The sequence below is a fragment of the Streptomyces sp. NBC_00234 genome, assembly GCF_036195325.1.
In the GTDB taxonomy this organism is placed as follows: Bacteria; Actinomycetota; Actinomycetes; order Streptomycetales; family Streptomycetaceae; genus Streptomyces.
Genome location: NZ_CP108101.1, coordinates 6006816 through 6030642 on the forward strand (window position 1 = coordinate 6006816; position 23827 = coordinate 6030642).

The following is a 23827-nucleotide window of genomic DNA, read 5'->3' on the forward strand; positions in this document are numbered from 1 at the left end:
TTCGGTCACACCTCGACCGGGAGCCCCTCCGCGCGCCATGCCTGGAATCCGCCGATCAGGTCGGTCGCCCGGTGCAGCCCCAGCAGGCGCAGGGACGCGACCGCGAGGCTCGACGCGTAGCCCTCGTTGCAGAGCACCACCACCTGGAGATCGTGGCTCACCGCCTCCGCGGCGCGATGGCTTCCCCACGGGTCGAGGCGCCACTCCAGCTCGTTGCGCTCGACGACCAGCGCCCCCGGAATCAGCCCGTCCCGTTCCCGCAACGCCGCGTAGCGGATGTCCACCAGCAGGGCGCCGTCCGCTGCCGCCGCGGCGGCCTCCCGCGGACCGATCCGGTCGATTCCCGCCCGGACCCGCTCCAGCAGTTCGTCGATGCCCACCCGTTTCGTACCGGCACCGGTGGCCGTGGTGTGGTCGTTGCTCACTGCCAGTCCTCCGGACGTTCGATCTGCTCAAGGCGGAGCACCGCGCCCGTACGGCTGTAGCGGCGGATGCGCGGCAGCGGCGGGTAGTACGCGTGCACCGAGACGGCGTGCTCGTCGGCGGACTCGTTCAGCACCTCGTGCACATGGTGCCGGCCGAAGGCCCTGCCCTGACCAGCGGTCAATGTCCTTGTGCGGTCGACCCCTTCGCTGAGCTCCAGGGTCTTCCAGCCGTCGGTGGGAAGCCGGGCCGCCAGCGAGTACTCCTTGAGCGCGCCCGCGGCCGTGGTGAAGGCGCCGATCGAGTCGGCGTGGTCGTGCCAGCCGGTGCCCGCGCCCGGCGGCCAGCCGATCAGCCAGGCTTCGCTGCCGCCCGGCCCGTCGAGCCGGATCCAGGTGCGGCCCTCGGGGTCCAGGGGGAGGGAGGCGACGAGCGCCGCGTCGTTCGCGGTGCGTCGGACGAAGTCGAGCAGTTCCGCGGTGTCCGGTCCTGTCGCGGCGGCAGCCGGCGCGGAGGCGGATGTGCGTACGGGAAGGGCAGAGGAAGGGGGGAGTGCAGACACAGGAGCCGTCCTGAGAGTTCGCGTGTGAGCCACGGCCGTACGAAGACGGCACGGCGTGGCGGTGAGAGGCGATTCAGCAGGACGGTCGACACACGCAGCCCGCATAGCGGACGAGGTCCATATGGACCCTCCGCCACAGGCGCACATCGGTGTCGGTCATGATCTGGAGTACACCATGTGCGCCTGTGGGGGTCAATTGATGTTCGCGGTCCGCCCGGAGCGCACGGACGTGTGCTGCGATTCCTCGCGCGCCGGTGTCGTGTCGCCTCCGCGCGCCGCGTCGGCGGCGGCGAAGAGCTCCGCGGGCCGTACCCCGCCGAAGGCCGCCACCAGATGTCCGTCCGGCCGCACCAGCAGCACGGTGTGCGCGGACGCGCCGGGGTAGCTCTCCGCCACCAGGAGCTCACCCTTCACGGGCAGCGCGGCCACCGCCTCGACGAGCCGGGGCATGACGCCCGCGCTGAGCCAGTGCCGCCGGTCCCACACCCCGGTCCCCGGTGCGACCAGGACCACCAGCAGATGCCCCTGACCCAGGCGGTCGCGCAGGCGCACGCTCGTGCCGTCGGGAGCGGTCACCCACACATCGGCGACCGGCGCACCGGGGGGCGTACCCACGGCCGTGTGCGCCTCGGCGCGCGGAGGTGAAAGAGGTGAATGCGTATACGAGGGGGGCGCACCCAGGGGGCCGCACCCCAGATGACCATCGGTGAGCAACGTGTCGTGCCCGCGCGCGCTGCCCGGCACCAGGGTCCGCAGCCCGCCGCCACCGCGCAGTATCGGCAGCGACTGGTCGGCGGCGCGGAGCCGCGCGGCGACCGCGGCCCTGCGCTCCGCCTGGTAACTGTCGAGCAGCAGCTCGGAGGCACCGTGGTGCCAGCTCTGCGCCAGCTTCCAGGCGAGGTTCTCGGCGTCCCGTACGCCTTCGTCCAGGCCCTGGGTGCCGAGTGCTCCCAGGAGGTGGGCGGCGTCACCGGCGAGGAAAGCCCGCTTCGACCGCCAGCGCCGGGCCAGCCTGTGGTGCAGCGTGTACACCCCGGTGTCCAGCAGTTCGTACGCCGGAGTCTCCCCGCACCAGCCCTCCAACGTGTCCCGGATCCGGGTGATCAGGGCGTCGGGGGTGACGAGTTCACCGCGTGGCGGAAGCAGCCAGTCCAGCCGCCAGACACCGTCGGGCAGGGGTCGGGCGGTCACCTCGGGGCCTCCGCTGCGCCACGGCGGCGCCCGGTGCAGTACCGCTTCGCCCGGCCACGGCAGTTCGGCGCGCAGCGCGGCGACTGCGTGGCGTTCCACGGCCGTGCGCCCAGGAAACCTGATGTCCAGCAGCTTGCGTACGGTGGACCGCGCTCCGTCGCAGCCGACCAGGTAGCTCCCCCGCCACCAGGTGGAATCGGGTTCCCTGGTGTGCAGGGTGACCCCGTCGGCGTCCTGTTCCAGGGTGTCGACGCGGCTGAGGGGCACCATCCGCACCAGGCTCTGCGCGGCGACCGCCGCCCGCAGACCGCGGGTCAGGGCGTGTTGCGGCAGATGGACCGGGGCGGGCAGGGCATCGGGCCCCGACGCCTCGCCGAGCGCCAGCCGGCGTACGAGCTGCTTGCGTCGCATCGACCGCCATCCGGACCACCGGAGGCCCTCGTCGAGCAGGGTCGTGCAGCCGAGCCGCTCCATCAGAGCGGCGGTGTCCTCGCGCAGGACGACGGTGCGGGCGGGCCGCTGCTCGTCCTTACCGGGGCCTTCGTCGAGAAGAACGGAGGGGACGCCCTGCGCGGCGAGGGCGAGCGACAGCACCAGACCGACGGGTCCGGCGCCGACGACGATCACCGGGTCCACGGCGCACACCCTCCGGCCCGTACGGTCGTAGGGGAAGTGGCGACGGAGGCTCGGGGCGCGATCACAGAACGTATGCAACCTACTGCCGGTGCTTGCGTCAAGTGACAGAGACCCGTGGCGGGGGGCACGGCAGATGCGCCGGTGCCCCCCGCGGGTCGGTTGTCGAGAGCCCGTCAGGTCTTGTGCAGCTCTTCCGAGTTGGCCGACGGAGCCGGAATGGTTTCCAGACCCCCGGCCGGTGCGGCGCCGACCACCGCGCCCGTGCTCTTCTTGGCCCTGCGCAGCCTGCGCTCGAGCCAGCTCGCGAACGAGGTCAGCGCGAAGTTCACGGCGATGTACACCACCCCGATGACGGTGAAGCACGCAATGGTGTTCGCGCCGTAGTTCGCGGCCATCGGGCGGACCGAGGCGAGCAGCTCGGGGAAGGTGAGCACCGCACCGCCGAGGGCGGTGTCCTTCACGATGACCACGAGCTGACTGACGATCGCGGGCAGCATGGCGGTGACCGACTGCGGCAGCAGCACGTACCGCATGGTCTGGCCCTTGCGCATGCCGATCGCCTTGGCGGCGTCCGTCTGTCCCCGCGGGAGGGACAGGATCCCGGCCCGCACGATCTCGGCCAGCACGGAGGCGTTGTACAGGACGAGACCGGTGACGACGGCGTACAGCGGACGGATGTCGCTGCTGATGGTGGTGAACTCCGAGTACGCGGCGTTCGCCGCGATCATCAGGATCAGCACCGGGATGGCGCGGAAGAACTCCACGACGGCGCCGGACGGCATGCGCACCGCACGGTGGTCGGAGAGCCGGCCGATACCGAAGAGCGCCCCGAGCGGCAGCGCGATGATCAGGGCGAAGAACGCTGCCTTGAGCGTGTTCTGGAGCCCCGGCCAGAGGTACGTCTCCCACGGCAGGGAACTCGTGAAGAACGGCTCCCACTTGACCCAGTCCAGCTGGTGCTTGGAGTTCAGGCCGTCGTAGACCCACCACACCACGCCGGCGAGCGCGATCAGGAAGAGCACCGAGTACAGGACGTTGCGCCGCTTGGCGCGCGGGCCCTGTGCGTCGAAGAGGACGGACGTCATCGCTTCACCGCCACCTTCTTGCTCACCCAGCCGAGGAGGAGCCCGGTCGGGAGGGTGAGGCAGATGAATCCGAACGCGAAGACGGCCGAGATCAGAATCAGCTGCGCCTCCGCTTCGATCATGGTCTTCATCAGCGAAGCCGCCTCGACGACACCGATCGCCGCGGCGACGGTGGTGTTCTTGGTCAGGGCGATCAGCACGTTGGCCAGCGGATTGACGACCGAGCGGAAGGCCTGCGGGAGGATGATCAGCCGCAGTACCTGGGTGAAGCTCAGACCGAGCGCGCGGGCGGCCTCGGCCTGCCCCGTGGGCACCGTGTTGATGCCCGAACGCAGCGCCTCGCAGACGAAGGCGGCGGTGTAGAGGGAGAGCGCAAGTACCGCGAGCCGGAAGTTGATGACCGTGAAGTCGTCGGACCCGAAGGTGACCTGCAGCGTCTGGAAGAGACCCAGTGACGAGAAGACGATGATCACGGTCAGCGGGATGTTGCGGACAACGTTGACGTAGGCGGTACCGAAACCGCGCATCAGGGGGACCGGGCCGACCCGCATACCGGCCAGCAGCGTTCCCCATATGAGGGCACCGAGGGCGGAGTAGACGGTGAGTTTCACCGTTACCCAGAAGGCCCCCAGTAGGTCGTAGGGCTCAAGAAAGTCGAACACGATCTCCCGTGCTTCCGCGTGTGGGGACGCCTCGGTGCGCCGCCTGACGGGCGGCGCACCTCATCGGCCCAGCTGCTGGACCGCGAACGGCCTTACTTGACGACGTTGCCGATCTTCGGCGCGGGCTCGTTCTTGTAGTTGGCCGGACCGAAGTTGTCCGCGACGGCCTTGTCCCAGGCACCGTCCGCGACCATCTTGGTCAGCGCGGCGTCGATCTTCTTCTTGAGGTCGGCGTCGCCCTTCTTCAGGCCGATGCCGTAGTTCTCGTTGCTCATCTTGAAGCCGGCGAGCTTGAACTTGCCCTGGAACTGCTCCTGCGCGGCGAAGCCGGCCAGGATGGAGTCGTCCGTGGTCAGTGCGTCGATGACCTTGTTCTCCAGGCCGGTCAGGCACTCCGAGTAGCCGCCGTACTCCTGCAGCTGCGCCTTCGGGGCGAGCTTCTCCTTGACGTTCGACGCGGAGGTCGAGCCGGTGACGGAGCAGAGCTTCTTCGAGTTCAGGTCCTCGGGGGACTTGATCGAGTCGTCGTCGGCGCGCACCAGGATGTCCTGGTGGGCCAGCAGGTACGGGCCGGCGAAGTCGACCTTCTGCAGGCGCTCGTCGTTGATCGAGTAGGAGGCGGCGATGAACTTGACGTCGCCGCGGTCGATCGCGGTCTCGCGGTCGGCGCTCTTGGTCTCCTTGAAGACGATGTCGCCGGCTTCGTAACCGAGTTCCTTCGCGACGTACGTGGCGACGTCGACGTCGAAGCCCGTGTACTTGCCGTCCGGGGTCTTCAGGCCGATGCCCGGCTGGTCGATCTTGATACCGATGGTGATCTTCTCACCACCGCCGGAGCCCGCCTTCCCCTCCTCCTTCTCCGAACCACACGCGGTGGCGGTGAGGGCGAGCGCGAGCACGGCGGCCGAGGCGGCGGTGACCTTACGAAGCTGCATGGTGAATTTCCCTAGAGTTGACGCGATGTGCGCGAGGTGAGTGATCAGCTGATCCGGGACTCAGTGGTGAAGGATCTTCGACAGGAAGTCCTTGGCCCGGTCACTGCGCGGGTTGCTGAAGAACTGGTCGGGCGTTGCCTCTTCGACGATCTTTCCGTCCGCCATGAAGACGACGCGATTGGCCGCCGACCGTGCGAAGCCCATTTCATGGGTGACGACGACCATGGTCATGCCGTCCCGGGCGAGCTGCTGCATGACTTCCAGCACCTCGTTGATCATCTCCGGGTCGAGTGCCGAGGTCGGCTCGTCGAAGAGCATGACCTTGGGGTCCATCGCCAGCGCCCGTGCGATGGCGACGCGTTGCTGCTGACCACCCGAGAGCTGGGAGGGGTACTTGTCGGCCTGCGAGGCGACGCCCACCCGGTCGAGCAGCGAGCGAGCCTTCTCCGCCGCGGCCTTCTTGTCCGCCTTGCGGACCTTGAGCTGGCCCAGCATCACGTTCTCGAGCACCGTCTTGTGCGCGAAGAGATTGAACGACTGGAAGACCATGCCTACGTCGGCGCGCAGGCGGGCGAGTTCCTTGCCCTCCTGCGGCAGCGGCTTGCCGTCGATCGATATCGCGCCCGAGTCGATCGTCTCCAAGCGGTTGATGGTGCGGCACAGCGTGGACTTTCCGGACCCGGAAGGTCCGATGACGACCACGACCTCGCCACGGGCGATGGTCAGGTCGATGTCCTGGAGCACATGCAGCGCGCCGAAGTGCTTGTTGACGTTGCTCAGTACGACAAGGTCGTTCGCCACAGGCGCGGCATCCTCGGCGGCCTTGGTCACTGAAACTCCGCTCATCGGCTTAATGCTCCGTCCTCCTCGGTTGGCAAGGACACTAGTGACGCAGTGCGACCAGCGTCATTACATCTGAGCGGAAATTGAGCATAACGATCCGGCTGCAACCGGACACACCGCGTGAACGGGACTTCCTCAACGGTGCCGGGGCGTACCGGGTGGGTAACGGAAACCCTTATGTAACGGGCAGGGCCTTGACTGGCGTACCCGTCATCGGCGTGGATGCCCTGGTAAGGGATGACGTGAACGTCGCCGTACGGGAGAACCTCACCGGGCGGAACAGCGTGCGTCGCACAAGAAGCACCATCAGCCCGTACCGAGAAGTCGGGCGCCGGAAGGAGGGCCAATGAGACTGCTCCTCGTCGAGGACGACGACCATGTCGCGGCGGCCCTGTCCGCCGTGCTCGCCCGGCACGGCTTCCAGGTCGTGCACGCCCGCAACGGCGAGGAGGCCCTGCGGGCCCTGCTGCCGGCCGAGAAGGAACCCTTCGGTGTCGTGCTGCTCGACCTCGGTCTGCCCGACCAGGACGGTTACGAGGTGTGCGGCAAGATCCGCAAGCGCTCCGCGATCCCGGTGATCATGGTGACGGCACGTGCCGACGTCCGGTCGCGGATCCACGGGCTCAACCTCGGTGCGGATGACTACGTCGTGAAGCCCTACGACACCGGTGAGCTGCTCGCCCGCATCCACGCGGTGGCACGGCGCCGGACGGCCGGTGAGGACACCGTCCCGACCCCGGCCGCGGGTCTGCGCCTGGGCCCCGTCCAGATCGAGCTGCCGACCCGCCGGGTCAGCGTCGACGGTGAGGAAGTCCAGCTCACGCGCAAGGAGTTCGATCTTCTGGCCCTGCTCGCGCAGCGGCCCGGAGTGGTCTTCCGGCGTGAGCAGATCATCAGCGAGGTGTGGCGTACGAGCTGGGAGGGGACGGGCCGGACGCTCGAGGTCCATGTGGCGTCCCTGCGTTCCAAGCTGAGGCTGCCCGCGTTGATCGAGACCGTGCGGGGCGTCGGCTACCGGCTCGTCTCGCCGTCCGCGTAAGGGCGTACGTACCCCGTGCACACGCGTCTGCTTCCGCTGCTCATCATCCTCATGGCGGCCGTACTGCTCGCCCTGGGCGTCCCGCTCGCCATGCGCATGGCCGCCGCCGAGCAGCAGCGCGTCGTCGTCGACCGGATCGACGACACGGCGCGCTTCGCCGCGCTCGCCCAGTTCGTCAGCGAGTCCCTCCCGGGCAACGAGGAGCGGCAGCGCATCCTCCAGGCGGAGCTCGACGCGTACGACTCGGTGTACGGGATCAGGGCCGGCGTCTTCTACCGCGACGACCGCGCGCTGGCGAAGGCCCCGTCCTCCTGGATGGTGCCGACCGAGGGAGAGGGCCGCGAGGCGTTCCGGGAGGCACTCCTGGGCCGCCGCTCCCACGATCCGCCGCAGGTCTGGCCCTGGCAGAGCGGCCGGGTCGTCGTCGCCTCGCCGGTCGTACGGGACGGTGACGTGGTCGCCGTCGTCGTCATCGACTCGCCCACGGGGGAGATGCGGTCCCGGACGCTGCGGGGCTGGCTGCTGATCGGTCTCGGCGAGGCGCTGGCGCTGCTCGTCGCGGTGGGGGCCGCGTTCCGGCTCACCGGCTGGGTCCTGCTTCCCGTGCGCATCCTGGACGCGGCCACGCACGACATCGCCAGCGGCCGGATGAGGTCACGGGTCGCCGCTTCCGGCGGGCCCCCGGAACTCAGGCGTCTGGCCCGTTCGTTCAACGAGATGGCGGACAACGTCGAAGACGTTCTGGAGACGCAGCGCGCCTTCGTCGCCGACGCCTCGCACCAGTTGCGCAACCCGCTGGCCGCACTGCTGCTCCGGATCGAGCTCCTCGCGCTCGAACTCCCCGAAGGGAACGAGGAGATCGCCGCGGTGCGCACGGAGGGCAAGCGCCTCGCCCAGGTCCTGGACGACCTGCTGGACCTGGCGCTGGCCGAGCACGCCGCGGCCGACCTCCGGCTCACGGACATCGGCGCGCTCACGGCCGAGCGCGTCGCGTCCTGGCGTCCGCTCGCGGAGGAGAACGGGGTGCGGCTCCTGCTGGACGGGTTGTCCGCGGCCACCGGCTGGGCCGACCCGATCGCGCTTTCCAGCGCGCTGGACGCCGTCATCGACAACGCCCTCAAGTTCACGCCGCCGGACGAGGAGGTCCGGGTCACCGTCGCGTCCACCGGCGGGAGTGTCGGCGTGCGCGTCGCCGACCAGGGGCCGGGACTGACCGAGCAGGAACTCGCGCGCATCGGCGACCGCTTCTGGCGCAGCAACCGGCATCAGAACGTCAAGGGCTCCGGGCTCGGTCTCTCCATCTCCCGCGCGCTGCTCACCGCGGGCCGTGGCTCGATCTCGTACGCCCGGAACGAACCCCACGGGCTGGTGGTGACGGTGTCCGTGCCGCGCAACGCCCCCCACGTCTGAGCGGGCGGTCGCGGCGGCCTCCGGAGCGGGGCCTACGGCTTGACCGAGCGGTAGTAGCGCCTGGCCCCTTCGTGCAGCGGCAGCGGATCGGTGTAGATCGCCGTGCGCAGATCCACCACCTGCGCCGAGTGCACCTCGCTGCCTATGCGGTCGCGGCTGTCGATCACGGTCCGGGTGAACGCCTCGGTCATCGCGGGGTCCGTGCGGTCCGTGGTGACCAGCAGATTGGCCACCGCGACCGTCGGCACGATCTGCCCCTGCTGGGCGTTGAGATAGGCATCCGCCGGGATCACGGCCGAGCGGTAGTACCGGGTCGATCCGCCGGCTCCCTGGAGCCGGCTGATCAGCGGGTCCTCCAGCGGCACCAGCCGGATGGAGAAGCGCTCCGAGAGTTCCTGCACGGCATTGGTCGGCAGGCCGCCGGACCAGAAGAAGGCGTCGAGCGTGCCGTTCGCCAGCCGGGTCGGCATCGTGTCGATGCCGACGGGTACGGGGGTGATGCTCTTGGCCGGGTCGAGGCCCGCGGCGTTCATCAGCCGGTCGGCGACGAGCCTCACACCCGATCCGGGCTGCCCGACACCCACCCGCTTCCCCTTCAGGTCGGCGACCTTCTGCACCCCCGAGTCCCGGGGCACGATCAGCTGGACGTAGTCGTCGTACAGCCGGGCGCAGGCACGCAGACGCTGAGCACCGGCCCGGCCGTTCTGCATGAAGGTCGCGACGGCGTCGGCGGTCGCGATGGTGAAGTCCGCCTTCCCCGTCGCCACCCGCTCGATGTTCTGCTGGGAGCCCTCACTGGTCTGCAGCTGTATGGAGACCTTGGGCATGTCCTTGGCCAGCGCGCCTTCGAGCCGCTCGCCGTAGCGCTGGTAGACCCCGCTGCGTACGCCGGTGGAGAAGGTCAGCGAGCCCGTGGGAGAGGACTCCCCGAGGGGCAGCACCCACCACAGCACCAGTCCCAGGACGACCGCGACGGCCGCGCCCCCCCGAAGGGTGCGTCGTCGGTCGAATCGGGACAGTACGGAGAGCATGGCGCGATCCTGCCAGCCACTCCCCGTAATGGCCAGGCCCAGGCTTCCGGGGCAGCGGTGCGGGGGCTCCGGGATCCCGTGCCGGGACTGCGGCGGCACGGGGCATTCCCGGTACCGCCTACCCTTGTCGCATGAGCAGCGGCAACCGGAGCGAAGCAGTGGACGTCAAGAAAAGCTACGAGGTACGCACTTACGGGTGCCAGATGAACGTCCACGACTCGGAACGGCTGTCGGGGCTCCTCGAGGACGCCGGATACGTCCGTGCGCCCGCGGACGCCGACGGTGACGCCGACGTCGTCGTCTTCAACACCTGCGCGGTGCGGGAGAACGCCGACAACAAGCTCTACGGCAACCTCGGCCGGCTGGCGCCGATGAAGACCAAGCGCCCCGGGATGCAGATCGCGGTCGGCGGCTGCCTCGCGCAGAAGGACCGCGACACCATCGTCAAGCGGGCCCCCTGGGTCGACGTCGTCTTCGGAACGCACAACATCGGCAAGCTCCCGGTCCTCCTGGAGCGCGCCCGCGTCCAGGAAGAGGCGCAGGTCGAGATCGCCGAGTCCCTGGAGGCGTTCCCCTCCACGCTCCCCACCCGGCGTGAGTCCGCCTATGCCGCATGGGTGTCGATCTCCGTCGGCTGCAACAACACGTGCACCTTCTGTATCGTCCCGGCGCTGCGCGGCAAGGAGAAGGACCGCCGTACCGGCGACATCCTGGCCGAGATCGAGACCCTCGTCTCCGAGGGCGTCTCCGAGGTGACCCTGCTCGGCCAGAACGTGAACGCGTACGGCTCCGACATCGGCGACCGCGAGGCGTTCTCCAAGCTGCTGCGTGCCTGCGGCGCCATCGAGGGTCTGGAGCGCGTCCGCTTCACGTCCCCGCACCCGCGCGACTTCACCGACGACGTGATCGCCGCGATGGCCGAGACCCCGAACGTGATGCCGCAGCTCCACATGCCCATGCAGTCGGGCTCGGACACGATCCTCAAGGCGATGCGCCGCTCCTACCGGCAGGAGCGTTTCCTCGGGATCATCGAGAAGGTGCGGGCCGCCATGCCGGACGCCGCCATCTCGACCGACATCATCGTGGGCTTCCCCGGCGAGACCGAGGAGGACTTCGAGCAGACCATGCACGCGGTCCGCGAGGCACGCTTCGCGAACGCCTTCACCTTCCAGTACTCCAAGCGCCCCGGGACGCCCGCCGCCGACATGGAGGACCAGATCCCCAAGGAGGTCGTCCAGGAGCGGTACATGCGCCTGTCGGCCCTCCAGGAGGAGATCTCCTGGGAGGAGAACAAGAAGCAGGTCGGCCGCACCCTGGACGTCATGGTGGCGGAGGGCGAGGGTCGCAAGGACGGTTCCACGCAGCGCCTCTCCGGCCGGGCGCCCGACAACCGCCTGGTCCACTTCACCAAGCCCTCCCAGGAGGTGCGCCCCGGTGACGTGGTGACGGTCGACATCACGTACGCGGCTCCGCACCACCTGCTCGCCGAGGGTGCCCCCCTCGGTGTGCGCCGGACGCGTTCCGGTGACGCCTGGGAGGCGCGTACCGCCGCAGCCGCCGCCAAGCCCGCCGGAGTGATGCTGGGTCTGCCCGGCATCGGCGCCCCGGCCCCGCTGCCGGCCGCTTCCGCCCCCGGCTGCGGCTGCGACTGACGCCGGGGCGCTTCGCAGTACGCTGACCGGCATGCTTGTCGCTGCCGCCGTCTGCCCCTGCCCGCCGCTCCTGGTTCCCGAGGTCGCCGCCGGAGCGGCGTCCGAGCTGGACGCCGCCCGGACCGCGTGCGTCGACGCCCTGGGAGTGCTCGCCGCTGCCCGCCCCGACCTGCTGGTCGTCGTGGGGGTTGCCGAACCCGCCGGGGAAGGGCCGCATCCCACCGGAGCGACCGGTTCCTTCGAGGGGTTCGGCGTGGACCTCTCCGTACGGCTCGGGACCCTGCCCGGTGACTCGCTGCCCGCGGGCCGCCGCCTTCCGGTCCCGCTGGCCGTCGGAGCGTGGCTGCTGGAGCGGGCGGGGTGGGCCGACGCCCCCGTGGAGGGTCTCGGCGTGGGAGAACGGCTTCCGGCCGACGGCTGCGCCCTGGCCGGCAAGGAGCTGGCCGCGCGGGCGGACCGCGTCGCGCTGCTGGTGATGGGCGACGGAAGCGCCTGCCGCACGGTGAAGGCCCCCGGCTACCTCGACGAGCGGGCCGTGGACTTCGACACGGCGGTGACCCGGGCGCTGGGCGAAGCGGATCTCGCCGCCCTGGGCTCGCTCGACGCCTCGCTGGCGTACACGCTCAAGGCGGCCGGCCGGGCGCCCTGGCAGGTCCTTGCCGGGGCAGCCGAGGGGGCGGGGCTGGGCGGACAGCTGCTGTACGCGGATGCCCCGTACGGGGTCGGCTACACGGTCGCCTCCTGGTCGTGACGGACTGACACGAGGGGCCCGGAGCGCATGCGCTCCGGGCCCCTCGTGTCAGTCCGTCACGACCAGGTCAGGCGGTCGGCCGCTTGGTGCCGCCCTCGTCCTTGTTGCCCAGGCGGTCCACGGCGTCCTTGGCCTTCTGGGTGCCGGTCACGATCTTGTCGCTGTACTTGCCCTTGGTCTTCTGATCGACCGTGCGCGCGGCCTTGTCGAGACCCTGCTCGATCTTGCCCCCGTGCTGGTGCGCGAGGTCGCCGACCTTGTCCTTGGCCGGAGCGAGCTTGGCCTTCAGGTTGTCCAGGAAACCCATGGGTCACCTTCCGTGCAGTGGGGACTGTGCTCGGGCGTGTTCTGCGGCCCCATTATCCGCTGCTGTCCGCCGACTCTTCGACGGAACGGAGCTGATGAGAGCCGCGAGGCAATACATGTACTACATATTTGTACAACATTTTACTCGTGCGTGAGGAGCCTCCCCGACAGAGGGCTTCGCGCGCGGCCCGGTCGGGAAGGGTCTCCGTGTTTGGGAGACTGGGCCGGTGAGAAGACCAGCTCCCGCCCCCCGCGTCATCGCCGTCGTAGGCCCCACCGCTGCCGGAAAGTCCGATCTGGGAGTATTTCTCGCCCAGCAGCTCGGCGGCGAAGTGGTCAACGCGGACTCCATGCAGCTCTATCGCGGGATGGACATCGGCACGGCGAAGCTGACGCTCCCCGAGCGCGGCGACGTCCCGCACCGGCTGCTCGACATCTGGGACGTCACCGAGGCGGCCAGCGTCGCCGAGTACCAGCGGCTGGCCCGCGCGGAGATCGACCGGCTGCTGGCCGAGGGCCGCACCCCCGTCCTGGTCGGCGGCTCCGGGCTCTACGTCAAGGGAGCCATCGACGCCCTGGAGTTCCCCGGCACCGACCCCGAGGTGCGGGCCCGGCTGGAAGAGGACCTCGACCGGAACGGCTCCGGAGCGCTGCACGCCCGGCTCGCCGCCGCGGACCCCGAGGCCGCCCGTGTCATCCTGCCGAGCAACGGGCGCCGCATCGTGCGCGCCCTCGAAGTCATCGAGATCACCGGCAAGCCCTTCACGGCGAACCTCCCCGGTGACGAAGCGGTCTACGACGCCGTACAGATCGGTGTGGACGTAGGACGCCCCGAGCTCGACGAGCGGATCGCCGTCCGCGTCGACCGGATGTGGGACGCCGGGCTCGTCGACGAGGTGCGTGGCCTGGAGGCGAAGGGACTGCGTGAGGGGCGGACCGCCTCCCGCGCACTCGGCTACCAGCAGGTGCTCGCGGCCCTCGCGGGCGAGTGCACCGAGGACGAGGCGCGCGCCGAGACCGTGCGTGCCACCAAGCGCTTCGCACGCCGCCAGGACTCCTGGTTCCGCCGCGACCCACGCGTCCGGTGGCTGAGTGGCGCCGCCGATCGGCGTACGGAACTCCCGGACCTCGCGCTGGCGTTGGTCGAACGAGCGGTTACAGCCTGATCACGTGATGGCATCGGGACGCTCTGCCCGTCATTTCGGTGCCCGGGAGCGTGCCATCATCGAGCATCGATCGACCAGTGGAGTCCGAGTTGGGAGGGCGCGTGGCGATGGAGGCCGGCCCTCGCGACACAGAGCAGGACGCACCGGATGCGCAGCACGAGGCGGGACGCTTGAGCCCCGACGGGCCCGACGAGCTCGACGTGACCCCCGAGGTCGAGGTCGAGCTGCGCCCCGCACGCCGTCTGCGTATCTGGCAGCTCGCGCCGATCATCATGCTCGCCGCGCTCGGCTCCCTGATGTTCGCCTTCCCGCTCGCGTTCGAGTTCGGCGACGGCGGGGCCATCGTGGCCATGCTGGGCCTGCTGATCAGCTGCTGCGCGGCCGGCTGGGGCATGATGGCCGCCCGCCGGGTCGGCCACACCTGGCCCGGCCTGCCCGCCAGGGGCTCCGGTGAGCGTCCCGACTGGCGCGTGATCGCGCTGTACGTCGCCGTGTGCACCGGTCTGGTCGCGCTCGCCGTCTGGCGCGTGGCACGGCTCCGCTGACGCGACACCCTGTTCGCGCGGTCCGCCTTCGCGGGCTGTCGGTGCCGCCTCGTACAGTTGCCCTGTGAGTACCTCGCAGATCGCCTTCCTCAAGGGTCACGGCACCGAGAACGACTTCGTGATCGTTCCCGATCCCGACAACCGCATCGACCTGCCCGCGTCCGTCGTCGCCCGGCTCTGCGACCGCCGGGCGGGCATCGGCGGCGACGGTCTGCTGCATGTCGTACGGTCCGCCGCGCACCCGGAGGCGCAGGCCATGGCCCCGGTGGCCGAGTGGTTCATGGACTACCGCAACGCGGACGGCTCGGTCGCCGAGATGTGCGGCAACGGCGTCCGGGTCTTCGCCCACCATCTGAAGCAGGCCGGCCTCGTCGAGGAGGGCGACCTCGCCGTCGCCACACGCGGCGGCGTCAAGCAGGTCCACATCGCCAAGAGCGGCGACATCACGGTCTCCATGGGGCGGGCCCTGCTCCCGGACGAGCGCGTCACGGTGGCCGTGGACGGCCGCAGCTGGCCCGCCGACAACGTGAACATGGGCAATCCGCACGCCGTCGCGTTCGTCGACGACCTGGCGCACGCGGGCGACCTGTACTCCGCGCCCGAGTTCACCCCCGCCGCGGTCTACCCCGACGGCGTCAACATCGAGTTCGTCGTGGACCGCGGACCCCGCCACGTCGCCATGCGCGTGCACGAGCGCGGCTCCGGCGAGACGCGTTCCTGCGGTACGGGAGCCTGCGCCGTGGCCGTCGCCGCGGCCCGCAGGGACGGCGCGGACCCCGCGCTCACCGGCAGCCCCGTGACGTACACCGTGGATCTGCCCGGCGGGACGCTGGTGATCACCGAGCACCCGGACGGCGGGATCGAGATGACCGGACCCGCCGTGATCGTCGCCGAAGGGTTCATCGAACCCGCCTGGCTCGAAACAGTGATCGGCTAGAGCTTCGCTCGAATGGGTGATCCGTTTCACGCTGAGCGAGAGGCGGACTGCGCCACGTGGTGGGGTCGGTAGCATCAAGCACCGGCCCGGGGACGCATCCGCGCCTTCTCACCGCCGGTCGACGTTGCCGGAGGTGCCCCATGAGTGCAGAGGCCACCAATCCAGGTGCTCCCCTTCGCAGGCGGGGCCGTCCACGGATCGATCTCCGCCGGATCGGCCGGGTCGCGCTGCTCGGCCCGGTCTCCCGCGACCGGCTGCCCGATGCCATCGGTCATGTCGCGGACGCCCACCGCGCCCACCATCCGGACGCCGACCTCACCATCCTGCGCAGGGCCTACGTCCTGGCGGAGTCCTCGCACCGCGGCCAGATGCGCAAGAGCGGCGAGCCGTACATCACGCACCCGCTCGCCGTGACCCTGATCCTCGCCGAACTCGGCGCCGAGACGACGACGTTGACGGCCTCGCTCCTCCACGACACCGTGGAGGACACCGAGGTGACCCTCGATCAGGTCCGGGAGCAGTTCGGCGAGGAGGTCTGCTACCTCGTCGACGGAGTCACCAAACTCGAGAAGGTCGACTACGGGGCGGCAGCCGAGCCCGAGACCTTCCGCAAGATGCTGGTCGCCACCGGGAACGACGTCCGGGTGATGTCGATCAAGCTCGCCGACCGGCTGCACAACATGCGCACGCTCGGGGTGATGCGCCCCGAGAAACAGGCCAGGATCGCCAAGGTCACCCGCGACGTGCTCATCCCCCTCGCCGAACGCCTCGGCGTGCAGGCGCTCAAGACCGAGCTGGAAGACCTCGTCTTCGCGATCCTGCATCCGGAGGAGTACGAACACACCCGGGCTCTGATCGCCGGGTCCGGCGGCGCCGAGGACCCCCTGACCGAGATCGCGGAAAGCGTCAGGACGACGCTCCGGGACGCGGACATCACCGCCGAAGTCCTGATCAGGCCACGCCACTTCGTCTCCGTGCACCGCGTCAGGATCAAACGCGGCGAGCTGCGCGGAACCGACTTCGGGCGCCTGCTGGTCCTGGTCGCCGAGGACGCCGACTGTTACGCGGTCCTCGGTGAACTGCACACGTGTTTCACGCCCGTGATCTCCGAGTTCAAGGACTTCATCGCGGCCCCCAAGTTCAACCTGTACCAGTCGCTGCACACCGCCGTCGTCGGCCCGGACGGCGCGGTCGCCGAAGTCCTCATCCGTACGCACCAGATGCACAAGGTCGCCGAAGCCGGCGTCGTCGCACTCGGGAACCCGTACACCCCGGACAGCGCCCCGGTCCAGCAGGCCGAACCCGCGGACGGGGAGCGCGCCGACCCGACCCGGCCGGGATGGCTCTCCCGGCTCCTCGACTGGCAGGAGTCCGCCCCGGACCCGGACACGTTCTGGACCACGCTCCACGCCGACCTGGCCCAGGACCGGGAGATCACGGTCTTCTCCACCGAGGGCGGCACGCTCGGACTTCCCGCGGGCGCCAGCTGTGTCGACGCCGCCTACGCGCAGTACGGCGACGAGGCGCACGGATGCATCGGAGCGCGCGTCAACGGCCGGCTCGCCACGCTCAGCACCGTACTCAGCGACGGCGACACCGTGCAGCCGCTGCTCAGCCGGGACGCCGCGTCCGGACCCTCTCCCGACTGGCTCGACCACGCCCGCACCGCCGCCGCCCGGATCGCGATCACGGGCTGGCTCGACGCCCATCCGGACGACGCACAGGGGGCCGTCGGCCAGCCCGATGCCCCGAGGCCGCAGCCCCAGCACCAGCCGACGGACGAGGCGTCTCCCGCCCGGAGCAGGCAAGGCGCACGCGCGGCGAGCGTCGCCGTGGACGGGCCGGGAACAGCCGTACGGCTCGCGGGCTGCTGCACTCCCGTACCGCCGGACGAGGTCACCGGCTTCACCGTGCGCGGCGGCGCCGTCACCGTCCACCGCCAGGAGTGCCCGGCCGTGGGCCGTATGCAGGCCGCCGGACGGCCGCCGGTGGTGGTCCGCTGGAACGACGAGGGCGACTGGCCGGACGCGGGGGAGTGCCGGGTCACCCTGGTCGCCGAATCCTTCGGACGGCCCAGACTCCTCGCCGACCTCACCGAAGCCATCGCCGCGGCCGACGCCGCCATCGTCTCCGCCACCGTGGAACCCCCCACCGAGCAGCGGGTCCGGCACACCTACACCCTGCAGATCCCCGACGCCGCCGGGCTGCCCGGCCTCATGCGGGCCATGCGGGACGTGCCCGGCGTGTACGACGTGAGCCGCGCCCAGCACCGGGCCTCCGCCACCTGACGCCCGCACGCCCTCCCCGTCCTGCCCCCGGAAGACCTCGTTCGGGTGGTGCGGCGCGCGGCACCCCGACGGAGTGGACCGTCGCTGGTAGCCGTAGTCCATGCCGCTCATCTCCCGTCGACTGCGCGCCGCCCTGCTGGCCACCGCCTCGGCCACCCTCGTCGCCGCCACCCTCCCCGCGCCCGAGCCGCTCGGCATCGGGGACCGGCTCTTCCCCCAGCTCGGCAATCCCGGGTACGACGTCCTCTCGTACGACATCGCCCTCACGTATCACGGCAGCAACACCAAGCCCCTGGACGCGGTCACCAAGATCGAGGCCAGGACCACCGCGCCGCTGGAGCGCGTCAACCTCGACTTCTCGCGGGGCGAGGTCAGCGCCGTCGAAGTGAACGGACTGGCCTCCGAGTTCGACACGAAGGGCGAGGACCTGATCGTCCAGGCACCCGCCGCACTCCCCGCCGGGGTGCCGCTGCACCTCACGGTCCGGCACACCAGTGACCCGAACGGCAGCCGGGCCGACGGCGGTTGGCTGCGCACCGCCGACGGTCTGGCCATGGCCAACCAGGCCGACGCCGCGCACCGCGTCTTCCCCGGCAACGACCACCCGGCCGACAAGGCGTACTTCACCTTCCGGATCACCGCCCCCGAGCAGCTGACGGCCGTGGCCAACGGTCTGCCGGTCTCCACACGGAGCCGCGGCGCGACGACCACCTGGACCTACCGCACCGAGCACCCGATGGCCACCGAGCTCGCCCAGGTGTCCATCGGCCGTTCCGCGGTCCTGCGGCGCACCGGACAGGACGGACAGCCGCTGCGCGACGTGGTGCCGGCCGCGGACCGGGAGGAGCTGGAGCCCTGGCTGAAGAAGACTCCGGCGCAGATGGCCTGGATGGAGCGGCAGGTCGGCCGGTACCCGTTCGAGACGTACGGGCTGCTCGTGGCCGACACGGAGACCGGCTTCGAGCTGGAGACCCAGACGCTCTCGCTCTTCGAGCGGTCCCTGTTCACCGAACCCGGCTATCCCGAGTGGTACGTCGACTCGATCATGGTCCACGAGCTGGCCCATCAGTGGTTCGGCAACAGCGTCTCCCCGAAGTCGTGGTCCGACCTGTGGCTCAACGAAGGACACGCCAGCTGGTACGAGGCCCGGTACGCGGAGGAGCACGCCAAGCAGCCGCTGGAACGCCGGATGCGCCAGGCGTACGCGCGGTCCGACGCCTGGCGGGCCGCCGGAGGCCCGCCGGCTCACCCCGACGCCCCGTCCCCCGGCCAGAAGATCAGCCTCTTCAGGCCGGTGGTGTACGACGGAAGCGCGCTCGTCCTCTACGCCCTGCGGGAGGAGATCGGCACCGAAGCGTTCGACCGGCTGGAACGGACCTGGGTACGGCGGCACAAGGACGAATCCGCGACCACTGCGGACTTCACCGGGCTCGCCTCGCAGATCGCGGGACGCGACCTGACGGCCTTCCTCCAGGCGTGGCTGTACGGGAAGAAGACTCCGCCCATGCCGGGGCACCCGGACTGGCGCAGCGAGACGCCCAAGGCTCCGTGAGCCGTGCGCGGGCCGGGAAGTGCGTCGCGGCGCACCGGTAAACCCGAGTGACGACGCCGCCGGGGCCATGCCACTATCAACGGGTCGGCGCGGCGGCCGGCCGGGAATCCCGGCACGGGAATCATCCGGCGAGGTCACGCGTTGTGACTGACATAAGCGACTCTCATCGACGTAAGGATCCAATGACCTCCTCTTCTTCCTTTCCCCAGGACGCGCAGAAGGCGCAGAGCGCTACGGAGAATGGCACCGAAAGCCTCACCGAGGGTCTTCGGGCCGACGCCCTGATGGAAGAGGACGTCGCCTGGAGCCACGAGATCGACGGAGAGCGGGACGGCGACCAGCTGGACCGCTCGGAGCGTGCGGCGCTCCGCCGTGTGGCGGGTCTCTCCACCGAGCTGGAGGACGTCACCGAGGTCGAGTACCGACAGCTGCGCCTTGAGCGCGTGGTGCTGGTCGGTGTCTGGACCTCCGGGACCGTCCACGACGCGGAGATCTCGCTCGCGGAGCTCGCGGCGCTCGCCGAGACGGCCGGTGCCCAGGTGCTGGACGCCGTGTTCCAGCGGCGCGACAAGCCCGACCCGGCGACCTACATCGGTTCCGGCAAGGCACTCGAACTGCGCGACATCGTTCTCGAATCCGGGGCCGACACCGTCGTCTGCGACGGTGAGCTCAGCCCCGGTCAGCTGATTCACCTGGAAGACGTCGTCAAGGTCAAGGTGGTCGACCGCACCGCCCTGATCCTGGACATCTTCGCCCAGCACGCCAAGTCCCGAGAGGGCAAGGCGCAGGTCTCGCTGGCACAGATGCAGTACATGCTGCCGCGACTGCGCGGCTGGGGTCAGTCGCTCTCCCGTCAGATGGGCGGCGGCGGTTCCAGCGGCGGTGGCGGCATGGCCACCCGTGGTCCCGGTGAGACCAAGATCGAGACGGACCGGCGCCGGATCCGCGAGAAGATGGCGAAGATGCGCCGGGAGATCGCGGAGATGAAGACCGGCCGCGAGATCAAGCGGCAGGAACGCAGGCGCAACCGCGTGCCCTCGGTCGCCATCGCCGGATACACCAACGCCGGCAAGTCCTCGCTGCTCAACCGGCTCACCGGTGCGGGCGTCCTCGTGGAGAACTCGCTGTTCGCCACCCTGGACCCGACCGTGCGCCGGGCCGAGACGCCGAGCGGCCGGATCTACACACTGGCCGACACCGTCGGGTTCGTACGGCATCTGCCGCACCACCTCGTCGAGGCGTTCCGCTCCACCATGGAGGAGGTCGGTGAATCCGACCTGATCCTGCACGTGGTGGACGGCTCCCACCCGGTGCCGGAGGAGCAGCTCGCCGCGGTGCGTGAAGTGATCCGCGAAGTCGGTGCGCTCGACGTACCCGAGATCGTGGTGATCAACAAGGCGGATGCGGCCGACCCGGTCGTGCTGCAGCGGCTGCTGCGTATCGAGAAGCACGCGATCGCCGTATCGGCGCGGACCGGCGCCGGTATCGACGAACTGCTCGCGCTGATCGATTCGGAACTGCCGCGGCCGTCCGTCGAGATCGAGGCACTCGTTCCCTACACCCAGGGCGGACTCGTCTCCCGGGTGCACGCCGAGGGCGAGGTGCTCTCCGAGGAACACACCGCGGAAGGCACGCTGCTCAAGGCGCGGGTCCACGAGGAACTGGCCTCCGACCTCTCGGCGTTCGTCCCCGCGACGAGCTGAGGCGTACGGAAGCACCGCGTGACCGAAGCGCGGCGTCACTGAACGGCCAGAAGGCCCGGTCCCCCTCTCCACGAGGGGGACCGGGCCTTCGGCATGCGGCGTCCGGCGGCTTGGTACGAGCGGCCGTCAGACCGTCATCCGCGGCTACTGACCGGCGTACTTCTCACTGACCGAGTCGTAGACACCCTTGGCCTCCGGGCCGAGACGCGGACCGGCCAGCCAGCCCGCCGTCACCGGACCGATGGAGGTGTTCGAGACCAGTGCGGGCTTGCCGTCCTGGCCCGCCGCGACCCAGCCGCCGCCGGAGGAGCCGCCGGTCATCGTGCACCCGATGCGGTACATCGTCGGGTCGCCCTGGAAGACCGAGAGGCGGCCCGGCTTGTCCTTGCACTGGAGCGCCTTCTGACCGTCGAACGGCGGAGCGGCCGGGTAGCCGGTCGCCGTCATCTCGGCGATCTTGGGCACGGCCGGGGCGTTGAACTCGACCGGAAGAGCCGAACCGACGGTCTCCTCCAGGGACTTGCCCGTGGAACCCTTCTCCGGCGTCACGTGCAGGACCGCGAAGTCGTACGGGGCACCCTGACCGCCGACCGGGGCGCCCTGGGCGATCCACTCCTCGGAGGTCTGGGCCCACTGGCCCCACCACACGCCGTACGGAGCGATCTGCTCCTTGGACGCGTTCTCGAGCTCGGCGACCGACTTCCCGCCGTTGTTGTACGCCGGGACGAAGGCGATGTTGCGGTACCAGCCGCCGTTCTTGCCCGCGTGCACGCAGTGCCCGGCGGTCCACACCATGTTGGACTTGCCGGGGTTCGCGGGGTCCTTCACGACGGTCGCGGAGCAGACCATCGAACCTTCGGGTCCGTCGAAGAGGAGCTTGCCGGACTCCGGCGCGTTGTCGTGGTACGGCGTCGCCACGGGGGCGGCGCGGACCGGGACCGGCGTCGGATCCGTCACGCCGTCGTCGCCCGAGATGTCGTTGTCGACGGGCTTCTCCGGGGACTTGTCGGCATCCCGCATCCGGTCCGGGTCCCAGAGGTCCTCGATGATCGGATTGACGAAGTCCTTCGCCTCACGCAGCCATTTGTCCTTGTCCCAGTTCTTCCATTCGCCGTCCTTCCACTGGTCGAGGTCGATCCCGTGCTCCTTGAGCCGGTCCTTCAAGTCGTCCGGAATGGTGATCTTGTCGTCGGACGCCTGGCCGGCGGAGCTGTTCGGCTTGTCGGCCGCGTCGTCCTCGCCCGGGCCGCAGGCGGTGGCCGTGAGGGCCAGAACGGTGGCCAGGGACGCTGCGGCGAGCACGGGGGAGAGCTTGCGACGTGCGCTCCTCCCACGGCGTGCGGCATCGGTCGGGCGAATGGGTCGCATGTGGTGATCCCCCTGGGACTTCGTCGTTCGTTACTTCAGTAAGGCGCTTCGGCGAGTGGTATCGCGTGGCACACGCCCGGGACGCCGGCAGGACTGCCCCGGCCCCGAGTGCGGGCCCCACTATGCCGGTGCCGATGGGGACGGCGCTCGGCAGGGCCACGGTTCCGTCTCCGCAAGGATCTTCCGATTTACCCGTGATCCTCCGCGCCCGGCGTCGTTGGTACGTACGGGGGACACCCGGGCAGCGTTCACCGTCACGGCCCCACCCCGGGGGCAACGTACTGACGTGCAACGCAACTGTGACAGCAGGAGGATCAACAGCCGTGGCCGTGACCGAACCAGCTCCGGTGGCACCGCCCGCTGCCCACGAGGGAATTCTGCGGCGGCAGTCACAGCGCGAATCGGCGGCACGTACCTACGCGCGGTCGCTGCCCATCGTGCCCGTTCGCGCCCGGGGCCTGACCATCGAAGGTGCGGACGGGCGGCGCTATCTCGACTGTCTGTCGGGGGCCGGCACTCTGGCGCTCGGTCATAACCACCCGGTGGTCCTCGAAGCGATCAGGAAGGTCATCGACTCGGGCGCTCCTCTCCATGTGCTCGATCTCGCCACTCCGGTCAAGGACGCCTTCACCACCGAGCTGTTCGCCACGCTGCCGCGGGAGTTCGCGGACAACGCCCGGATCCAGTTCTGCGGGCCCGCCGGCACGGACGCGGTCGAGGCCGCGTTCAAACTGGTCCGCGCCGCGACCGGCCGCAGCGGCCTGCTGGCCTTCACCGGCGCCTACCACGGGATGACGTCCGGAGCGCTGGCGGCATCGGGCGGCGCCCCGGACGTACAGGTGACACGGCTCCCCTTCCCGCAGGACTACCGCTGCCCGTTCGGCGTGGGCGGGGAGCGCGGCGCCGACATCGGCGCCCACTGGACGGAGCAACTCCTCGACGACCCGAAGGCAGGGGTGCCCGCCCCGGCCGGGATGATCGTGGAACCCGTACAGGGCGAGGGCGGGGTGAATCCCGCCCCCGACGGCTGGCTGAGGCGTATGCGTGAGATCACCGCAGCGCGTGCCATTCCGCTGATCGCCGACGAAGTGCAGACCGGAGTCGGAAGGACCGGTGCCTTCTGGGCGGTCGAACACAGCGGCATCGTGCCCGACGTGATGGTGCTCTCCAAGGCCATCGGCGGCTCCCTCCCCCTCGCGGTGATCGTCTACCGGTCCGAGCTGGACCTCTGGCAGCCCGGCGCGCACGCCGGCACCTTCCGCGGCAACCAACTCGCCATGGCGGCCGGCGCGGCCACGCTCAAGTACGTGCGCGAGAACCGGCTCGCCGAACGCGCCGCGACGCTGGGTGCCCGGATGCTCGCTCGTCTCCGGGCGCTGCGCGAGGACCATCCGAGCATCGGGGACGTCCGGGGCCGCGGACTGATGATCGGGATGGAGCTGGTCGATCCCGAAGCCGCCCCGCTCGTCGGCCGGTCCGAGCGCCCCGGCGCCCCGCCGGCCGACCCGGTCCTCGCCGCCGCCGTCCAGCAGGAATGCCTGAACCGTGGCCTCATCGTCGAACTCGGCGGACGCCACTCCGCCGTCGTACGTCTGCTCCCTCCCCTGACTCTCACCGACGAACAGGCGACAGCGGTAGTCGACCGCCTCGCCGACGCACTGGCAGCCGCAGAACGCTCGCCGCACCGTCGGGCCACTGCCGGGCCGCAGCACTGATCCCGGACCCCTCGTAAGGAAGACCGC

General features: G+C 70.2%; 22 protein-coding genes. 11 read left to right on the forward strand and 11 right to left on the reverse strand.

All coding sequences use genetic code 11. The features are described 5' to 3' along the window. Positions 1 to 5: 5 nt before the first annotated feature. The 8 genes from OG230_RS26485 to OG230_RS26515 form a co-directional block, all read right to left on the reverse strand. Positions 6 to 425: a rhodanese-like domain-containing protein gene (locus OG230_RS26485; RefSeq protein ID WP_328906213.1), complete on the reverse strand. Its 420-nt coding sequence runs from the start codon at positions 423 to 425 to the stop codon at positions 6 to 8. After that, positions 422 to 985: a cysteine dioxygenase gene (locus OG230_RS26490; RefSeq protein ID WP_328906214.1), complete on the reverse strand. Its 564-nt coding sequence runs from the start codon at positions 983 to 985 to the stop codon at positions 422 to 424. Before OG230_RS26490 ends, OG230_RS26485 begins: the two co-directional genes overlap by 4 nt. 73 nt (positions 986 to 1058) lie before the next feature. Continuing rightward, positions 1059 to 1145 (reverse strand): putative leader peptide, encoded by an 87-nt coding sequence (locus OG230_RS36420; RefSeq protein ID WP_311605579.1) that lies wholly within the window; start codon positions 1143 to 1145, stop codon positions 1059 to 1061. A gap of 32 nt (positions 1146 to 1177) precedes the next feature. Then, positions 1178 to 2812 (reverse strand): FAD-dependent monooxygenase, encoded by a 1635-nt coding sequence (locus OG230_RS26495; RefSeq protein WP_328906215.1) that lies wholly within the window; start codon positions 2810 to 2812, stop codon positions 1178 to 1180. A gap of 173 nt (positions 2813 to 2985) precedes the next feature. Then, the gene (locus OG230_RS26500) at positions 2986 to 3897 is read right to left on the reverse strand and encodes an amino acid ABC transporter permease (protein ID WP_328906216.1); all 912 of its coding nucleotides are present in this window, start codon (positions 3895 to 3897) and stop codon (positions 2986 to 2988) included. Continuing rightward, the gene (locus OG230_RS26505) at positions 3894 to 4559 is read right to left on the reverse strand and encodes an amino acid ABC transporter permease (protein WP_328906217.1); all 666 of its coding nucleotides are present in this window, start codon (positions 4557 to 4559) and stop codon (positions 3894 to 3896) included. The genes OG230_RS26500 and OG230_RS26505 overlap by 4 nt, the downstream gene beginning before the upstream one ends. A 92-nt stretch (positions 4560 to 4651) precedes the next feature. Next, positions 4652 to 5494 carry a glutamate ABC transporter substrate-binding protein gene (locus tag OG230_RS26510; protein ID WP_328906218.1) on the reverse strand — a complete coding sequence of 281 codons (843 nt, stop codon included), beginning with the start codon at positions 5492 to 5494 and terminating at the stop codon, positions 4652 to 4654. Positions 5495 to 5554: 60 nt separating this feature from the next. Then, positions 5555 to 6340, reverse strand: coding sequence for an amino acid ABC transporter ATP-binding protein (locus tag OG230_RS26515; protein WP_328906219.1), 786 nt, complete (start codon positions 6338 to 6340; stop codon positions 5555 to 5557). Between the two features lie 343 nt (positions 6341 to 6683). Between OG230_RS26515 and OG230_RS26520 the strand changes: the two genes are divergently transcribed. Together OG230_RS26520 and OG230_RS26525 are read left to right on the forward strand one after the other, a co-directional pair. Next, positions 6684 to 7376: a response regulator transcription factor gene (locus OG230_RS26520; RefSeq protein ID WP_328906220.1), complete on the forward strand. Its 693-nt coding sequence runs from the start codon at positions 6684 to 6686 to the stop codon at positions 7374 to 7376. Positions 7377 to 7391: 15 nt separating this feature from the next. Then, the gene (locus OG230_RS26525; RefSeq protein ID WP_328906221.1) at positions 7392 to 8786 is read left to right on the forward strand and encodes a sensor histidine kinase; all 1395 of its coding nucleotides are present in this window, start codon (positions 7392 to 7394) and stop codon (positions 8784 to 8786) included. 32 nt (positions 8787 to 8818) lie between these two features. On the opposite strand, the gene OG230_RS26530 is transcribed toward OG230_RS26525, so the two are convergent. After that, positions 8819 to 9817, reverse strand: a complete 999-nt coding sequence (locus tag OG230_RS26530; RefSeq protein WP_328906222.1) for a TAXI family TRAP transporter solute-binding subunit — start codon at positions 9815 to 9817, stop codon at positions 8819 to 8821. A gap of 131 nt (positions 9818 to 9948) precedes the next feature. Here OG230_RS26530 and miaB point away from each other — a divergent pair, with 131 nt between their 5' ends. Next, the gene (miaB, locus tag OG230_RS26535) at positions 9949 to 11469 is read left to right on the forward strand and encodes a tRNA (N6-isopentenyl adenosine(37)-C2)-methylthiotransferase MiaB (RefSeq protein WP_328906223.1); all 1521 of its coding nucleotides are present in this window, start codon (positions 9949 to 9951) and stop codon (positions 11467 to 11469) included. Between the two features lie 31 nt (positions 11470 to 11500). Beyond that, positions 11501 to 12220 carry a class III extradiol dioxygenase subunit B-like domain-containing protein gene (locus tag OG230_RS26540; protein WP_328906224.1) on the forward strand — a complete coding sequence of 240 codons (720 nt, stop codon included), beginning with the start codon at positions 11501 to 11503 and terminating at the stop codon, positions 12218 to 12220. 67 nt (positions 12221 to 12287) lie between these two features. Here the strand turns inward: OG230_RS26540 and OG230_RS26545 are convergent, their stop codons facing one another. Then, positions 12288 to 12527 carry an antitoxin gene (locus OG230_RS26545; protein WP_328906225.1) on the reverse strand — a complete coding sequence of 80 codons (240 nt, stop codon included), beginning with the start codon at positions 12525 to 12527 and terminating at the stop codon, positions 12288 to 12290. Between the two features lie 226 nt (positions 12528 to 12753). Here OG230_RS26545 and miaA point away from each other — a divergent pair, with 226 nt between their 5' ends. The 6 genes from miaA (at position 12754) to hflX (ending at position 20717) form a co-directional block, all read left to right on the forward strand. Beyond that, complete coding sequence (gene miaA / locus OG230_RS26550; protein WP_328906226.1) at positions 12754 to 13692, forward strand: tRNA (adenosine(37)-N6)-dimethylallyltransferase MiaA; 939 nt, start codon at positions 12754 to 12756, stop codon at positions 13690 to 13692. A gap of 107 nt (positions 13693 to 13799) precedes the next feature. Beyond that, positions 13800 to 14237 carry a hypothetical protein gene (locus OG230_RS26555; protein ID WP_328911545.1) on the forward strand — a complete coding sequence of 146 codons (438 nt, stop codon included), beginning with the start codon at positions 13800 to 13802 and terminating at the stop codon, positions 14235 to 14237. A 64-nt stretch (positions 14238 to 14301) separates the two neighbouring features. Then, positions 14302 to 15174, forward strand: a complete 873-nt coding sequence (gene dapF / locus OG230_RS26560; RefSeq protein ID WP_328906227.1) for a diaminopimelate epimerase — start codon at positions 14302 to 14304, stop codon at positions 15172 to 15174. 140 nt (positions 15175 to 15314) lie between these two features. Continuing rightward, entirely contained in the window at positions 15315 to 17462 is a 2148-nt protein-coding gene (locus OG230_RS26565) for a RelA/SpoT family protein (RefSeq protein WP_328906228.1), read from the forward strand. A gap of 100 nt (positions 17463 to 17562) precedes the next feature. Beyond that, positions 17563 to 19014: a M1 family metallopeptidase gene (locus OG230_RS26570; protein ID WP_328906229.1), complete on the forward strand. Its 1452-nt coding sequence runs from the start codon at positions 17563 to 17565 to the stop codon at positions 19012 to 19014. Positions 19015 to 19196: 182 nt separating this feature from the next. Next, positions 19197 to 20717, forward strand: a complete 1521-nt coding sequence (hflX, locus tag OG230_RS26575; protein ID WP_328906230.1) for a GTPase HflX — start codon at positions 19197 to 19199, stop codon at positions 20715 to 20717. A 144-nt stretch (positions 20718 to 20861) separates the two neighbouring features. Here the strand turns inward: hflX and OG230_RS26580 are convergent, their stop codons facing one another. Then, positions 20862 to 22085 (reverse strand): trypsin-like serine peptidase, encoded by a 1224-nt coding sequence (locus OG230_RS26580; RefSeq protein ID WP_328906231.1) that lies wholly within the window; start codon positions 22083 to 22085, stop codon positions 20862 to 20864. A 323-nt stretch (positions 22086 to 22408) separates the two neighbouring features. Here OG230_RS26580 and OG230_RS26585 point away from each other — a divergent pair, with 323 nt between their 5' ends. Then, complete coding sequence (locus tag OG230_RS26585) at positions 22409 to 23800, forward strand: diaminobutyrate--2-oxoglutarate transaminase family protein (protein WP_328906232.1); 1392 nt, start codon at positions 22409 to 22411, stop codon at positions 23798 to 23800. The last annotated feature ends 27 nt before the right edge of the window (positions 23801 to 23827 follow it).

Excerpts from the sequence above, each read along its gene's own strand:
- OG230_RS36420 (WP_311605579.1), bottom strand. The coding sequence starts at position 1,145 with ATGACCGACACCGATGTGCGCCTGTGGCGGAGGGTCCATATGGACCTC.
- OG230_RS26500 (WP_328906216.1), bottom strand. The coding sequence starts at position 3,897 with ATGACGTCCGTCCTCTTCGACGCACAGGGCCCGCGCGCCAAGCGGCGC.
- OG230_RS26510 (WP_328906218.1), bottom strand. The coding sequence starts at position 5,494 with ATGCAGCTTCGTAAGGTCACCGCCGCCTCGGCCGCCGTGCTCGCGCTC.
- OG230_RS26515 (WP_328906219.1), bottom strand. The coding sequence starts at position 6,340 with ATGAGCGGAGTTTCAGTGACCAAGGCCGCCGAGGATGCCGCGCCTGTG.
- OG230_RS26520 (WP_328906220.1), top strand. The coding sequence starts at position 6,684 with ATGAGACTGCTCCTCGTCGAGGACGACGACCATGTCGCGGCGGCCCTG.
- OG230_RS26530 (WP_328906222.1), bottom strand. The coding sequence starts at position 9,817 with ATGCTCTCCGTACTGTCCCGATTCGACCGACGACGCACCCTTCGGGGG.
- miaB (WP_328906223.1), top strand. The coding sequence starts at position 9,949 with ATGAGCAGCGGCAACCGGAGCGAAGCAGTGGACGTCAAGAAAAGCTAC.
- OG230_RS26540 (WP_328906224.1), top strand. The coding sequence starts at position 11,501 with ATGCTTGTCGCTGCCGCCGTCTGCCCCTGCCCGCCGCTCCTGGTTCCC.
- OG230_RS26545 (WP_328906225.1), bottom strand. The coding sequence starts at position 12,527 with ATGGGTTTCCTGGACAACCTGAAGGCCAAGCTCGCTCCGGCCAAGGAC.
- OG230_RS26555 (WP_328911545.1), top strand. The coding sequence starts at position 13,800 with ATGGAGGCCGGCCCTCGCGACACAGAGCAGGACGCACCGGATGCGCAG.
- OG230_RS26565 (WP_328906228.1), top strand. The coding sequence starts at position 15,315 with ATGAGTGCAGAGGCCACCAATCCAGGTGCTCCCCTTCGCAGGCGGGGC.
- OG230_RS26570 (WP_328906229.1), top strand. The coding sequence starts at position 17,563 with ATGCCGCTCATCTCCCGTCGACTGCGCGCCGCCCTGCTGGCCACCGCC.
- hflX (WP_328906230.1), top strand. The coding sequence starts at position 19,197 with ATGACCTCCTCTTCTTCCTTTCCCCAGGACGCGCAGAAGGCGCAGAGC.
- OG230_RS26580 (WP_328906231.1), bottom strand. The coding sequence starts at position 22,085 with ATGCGACCCATTCGCCCGACCGATGCCGCACGCCGTGGGAGGAGCGCA.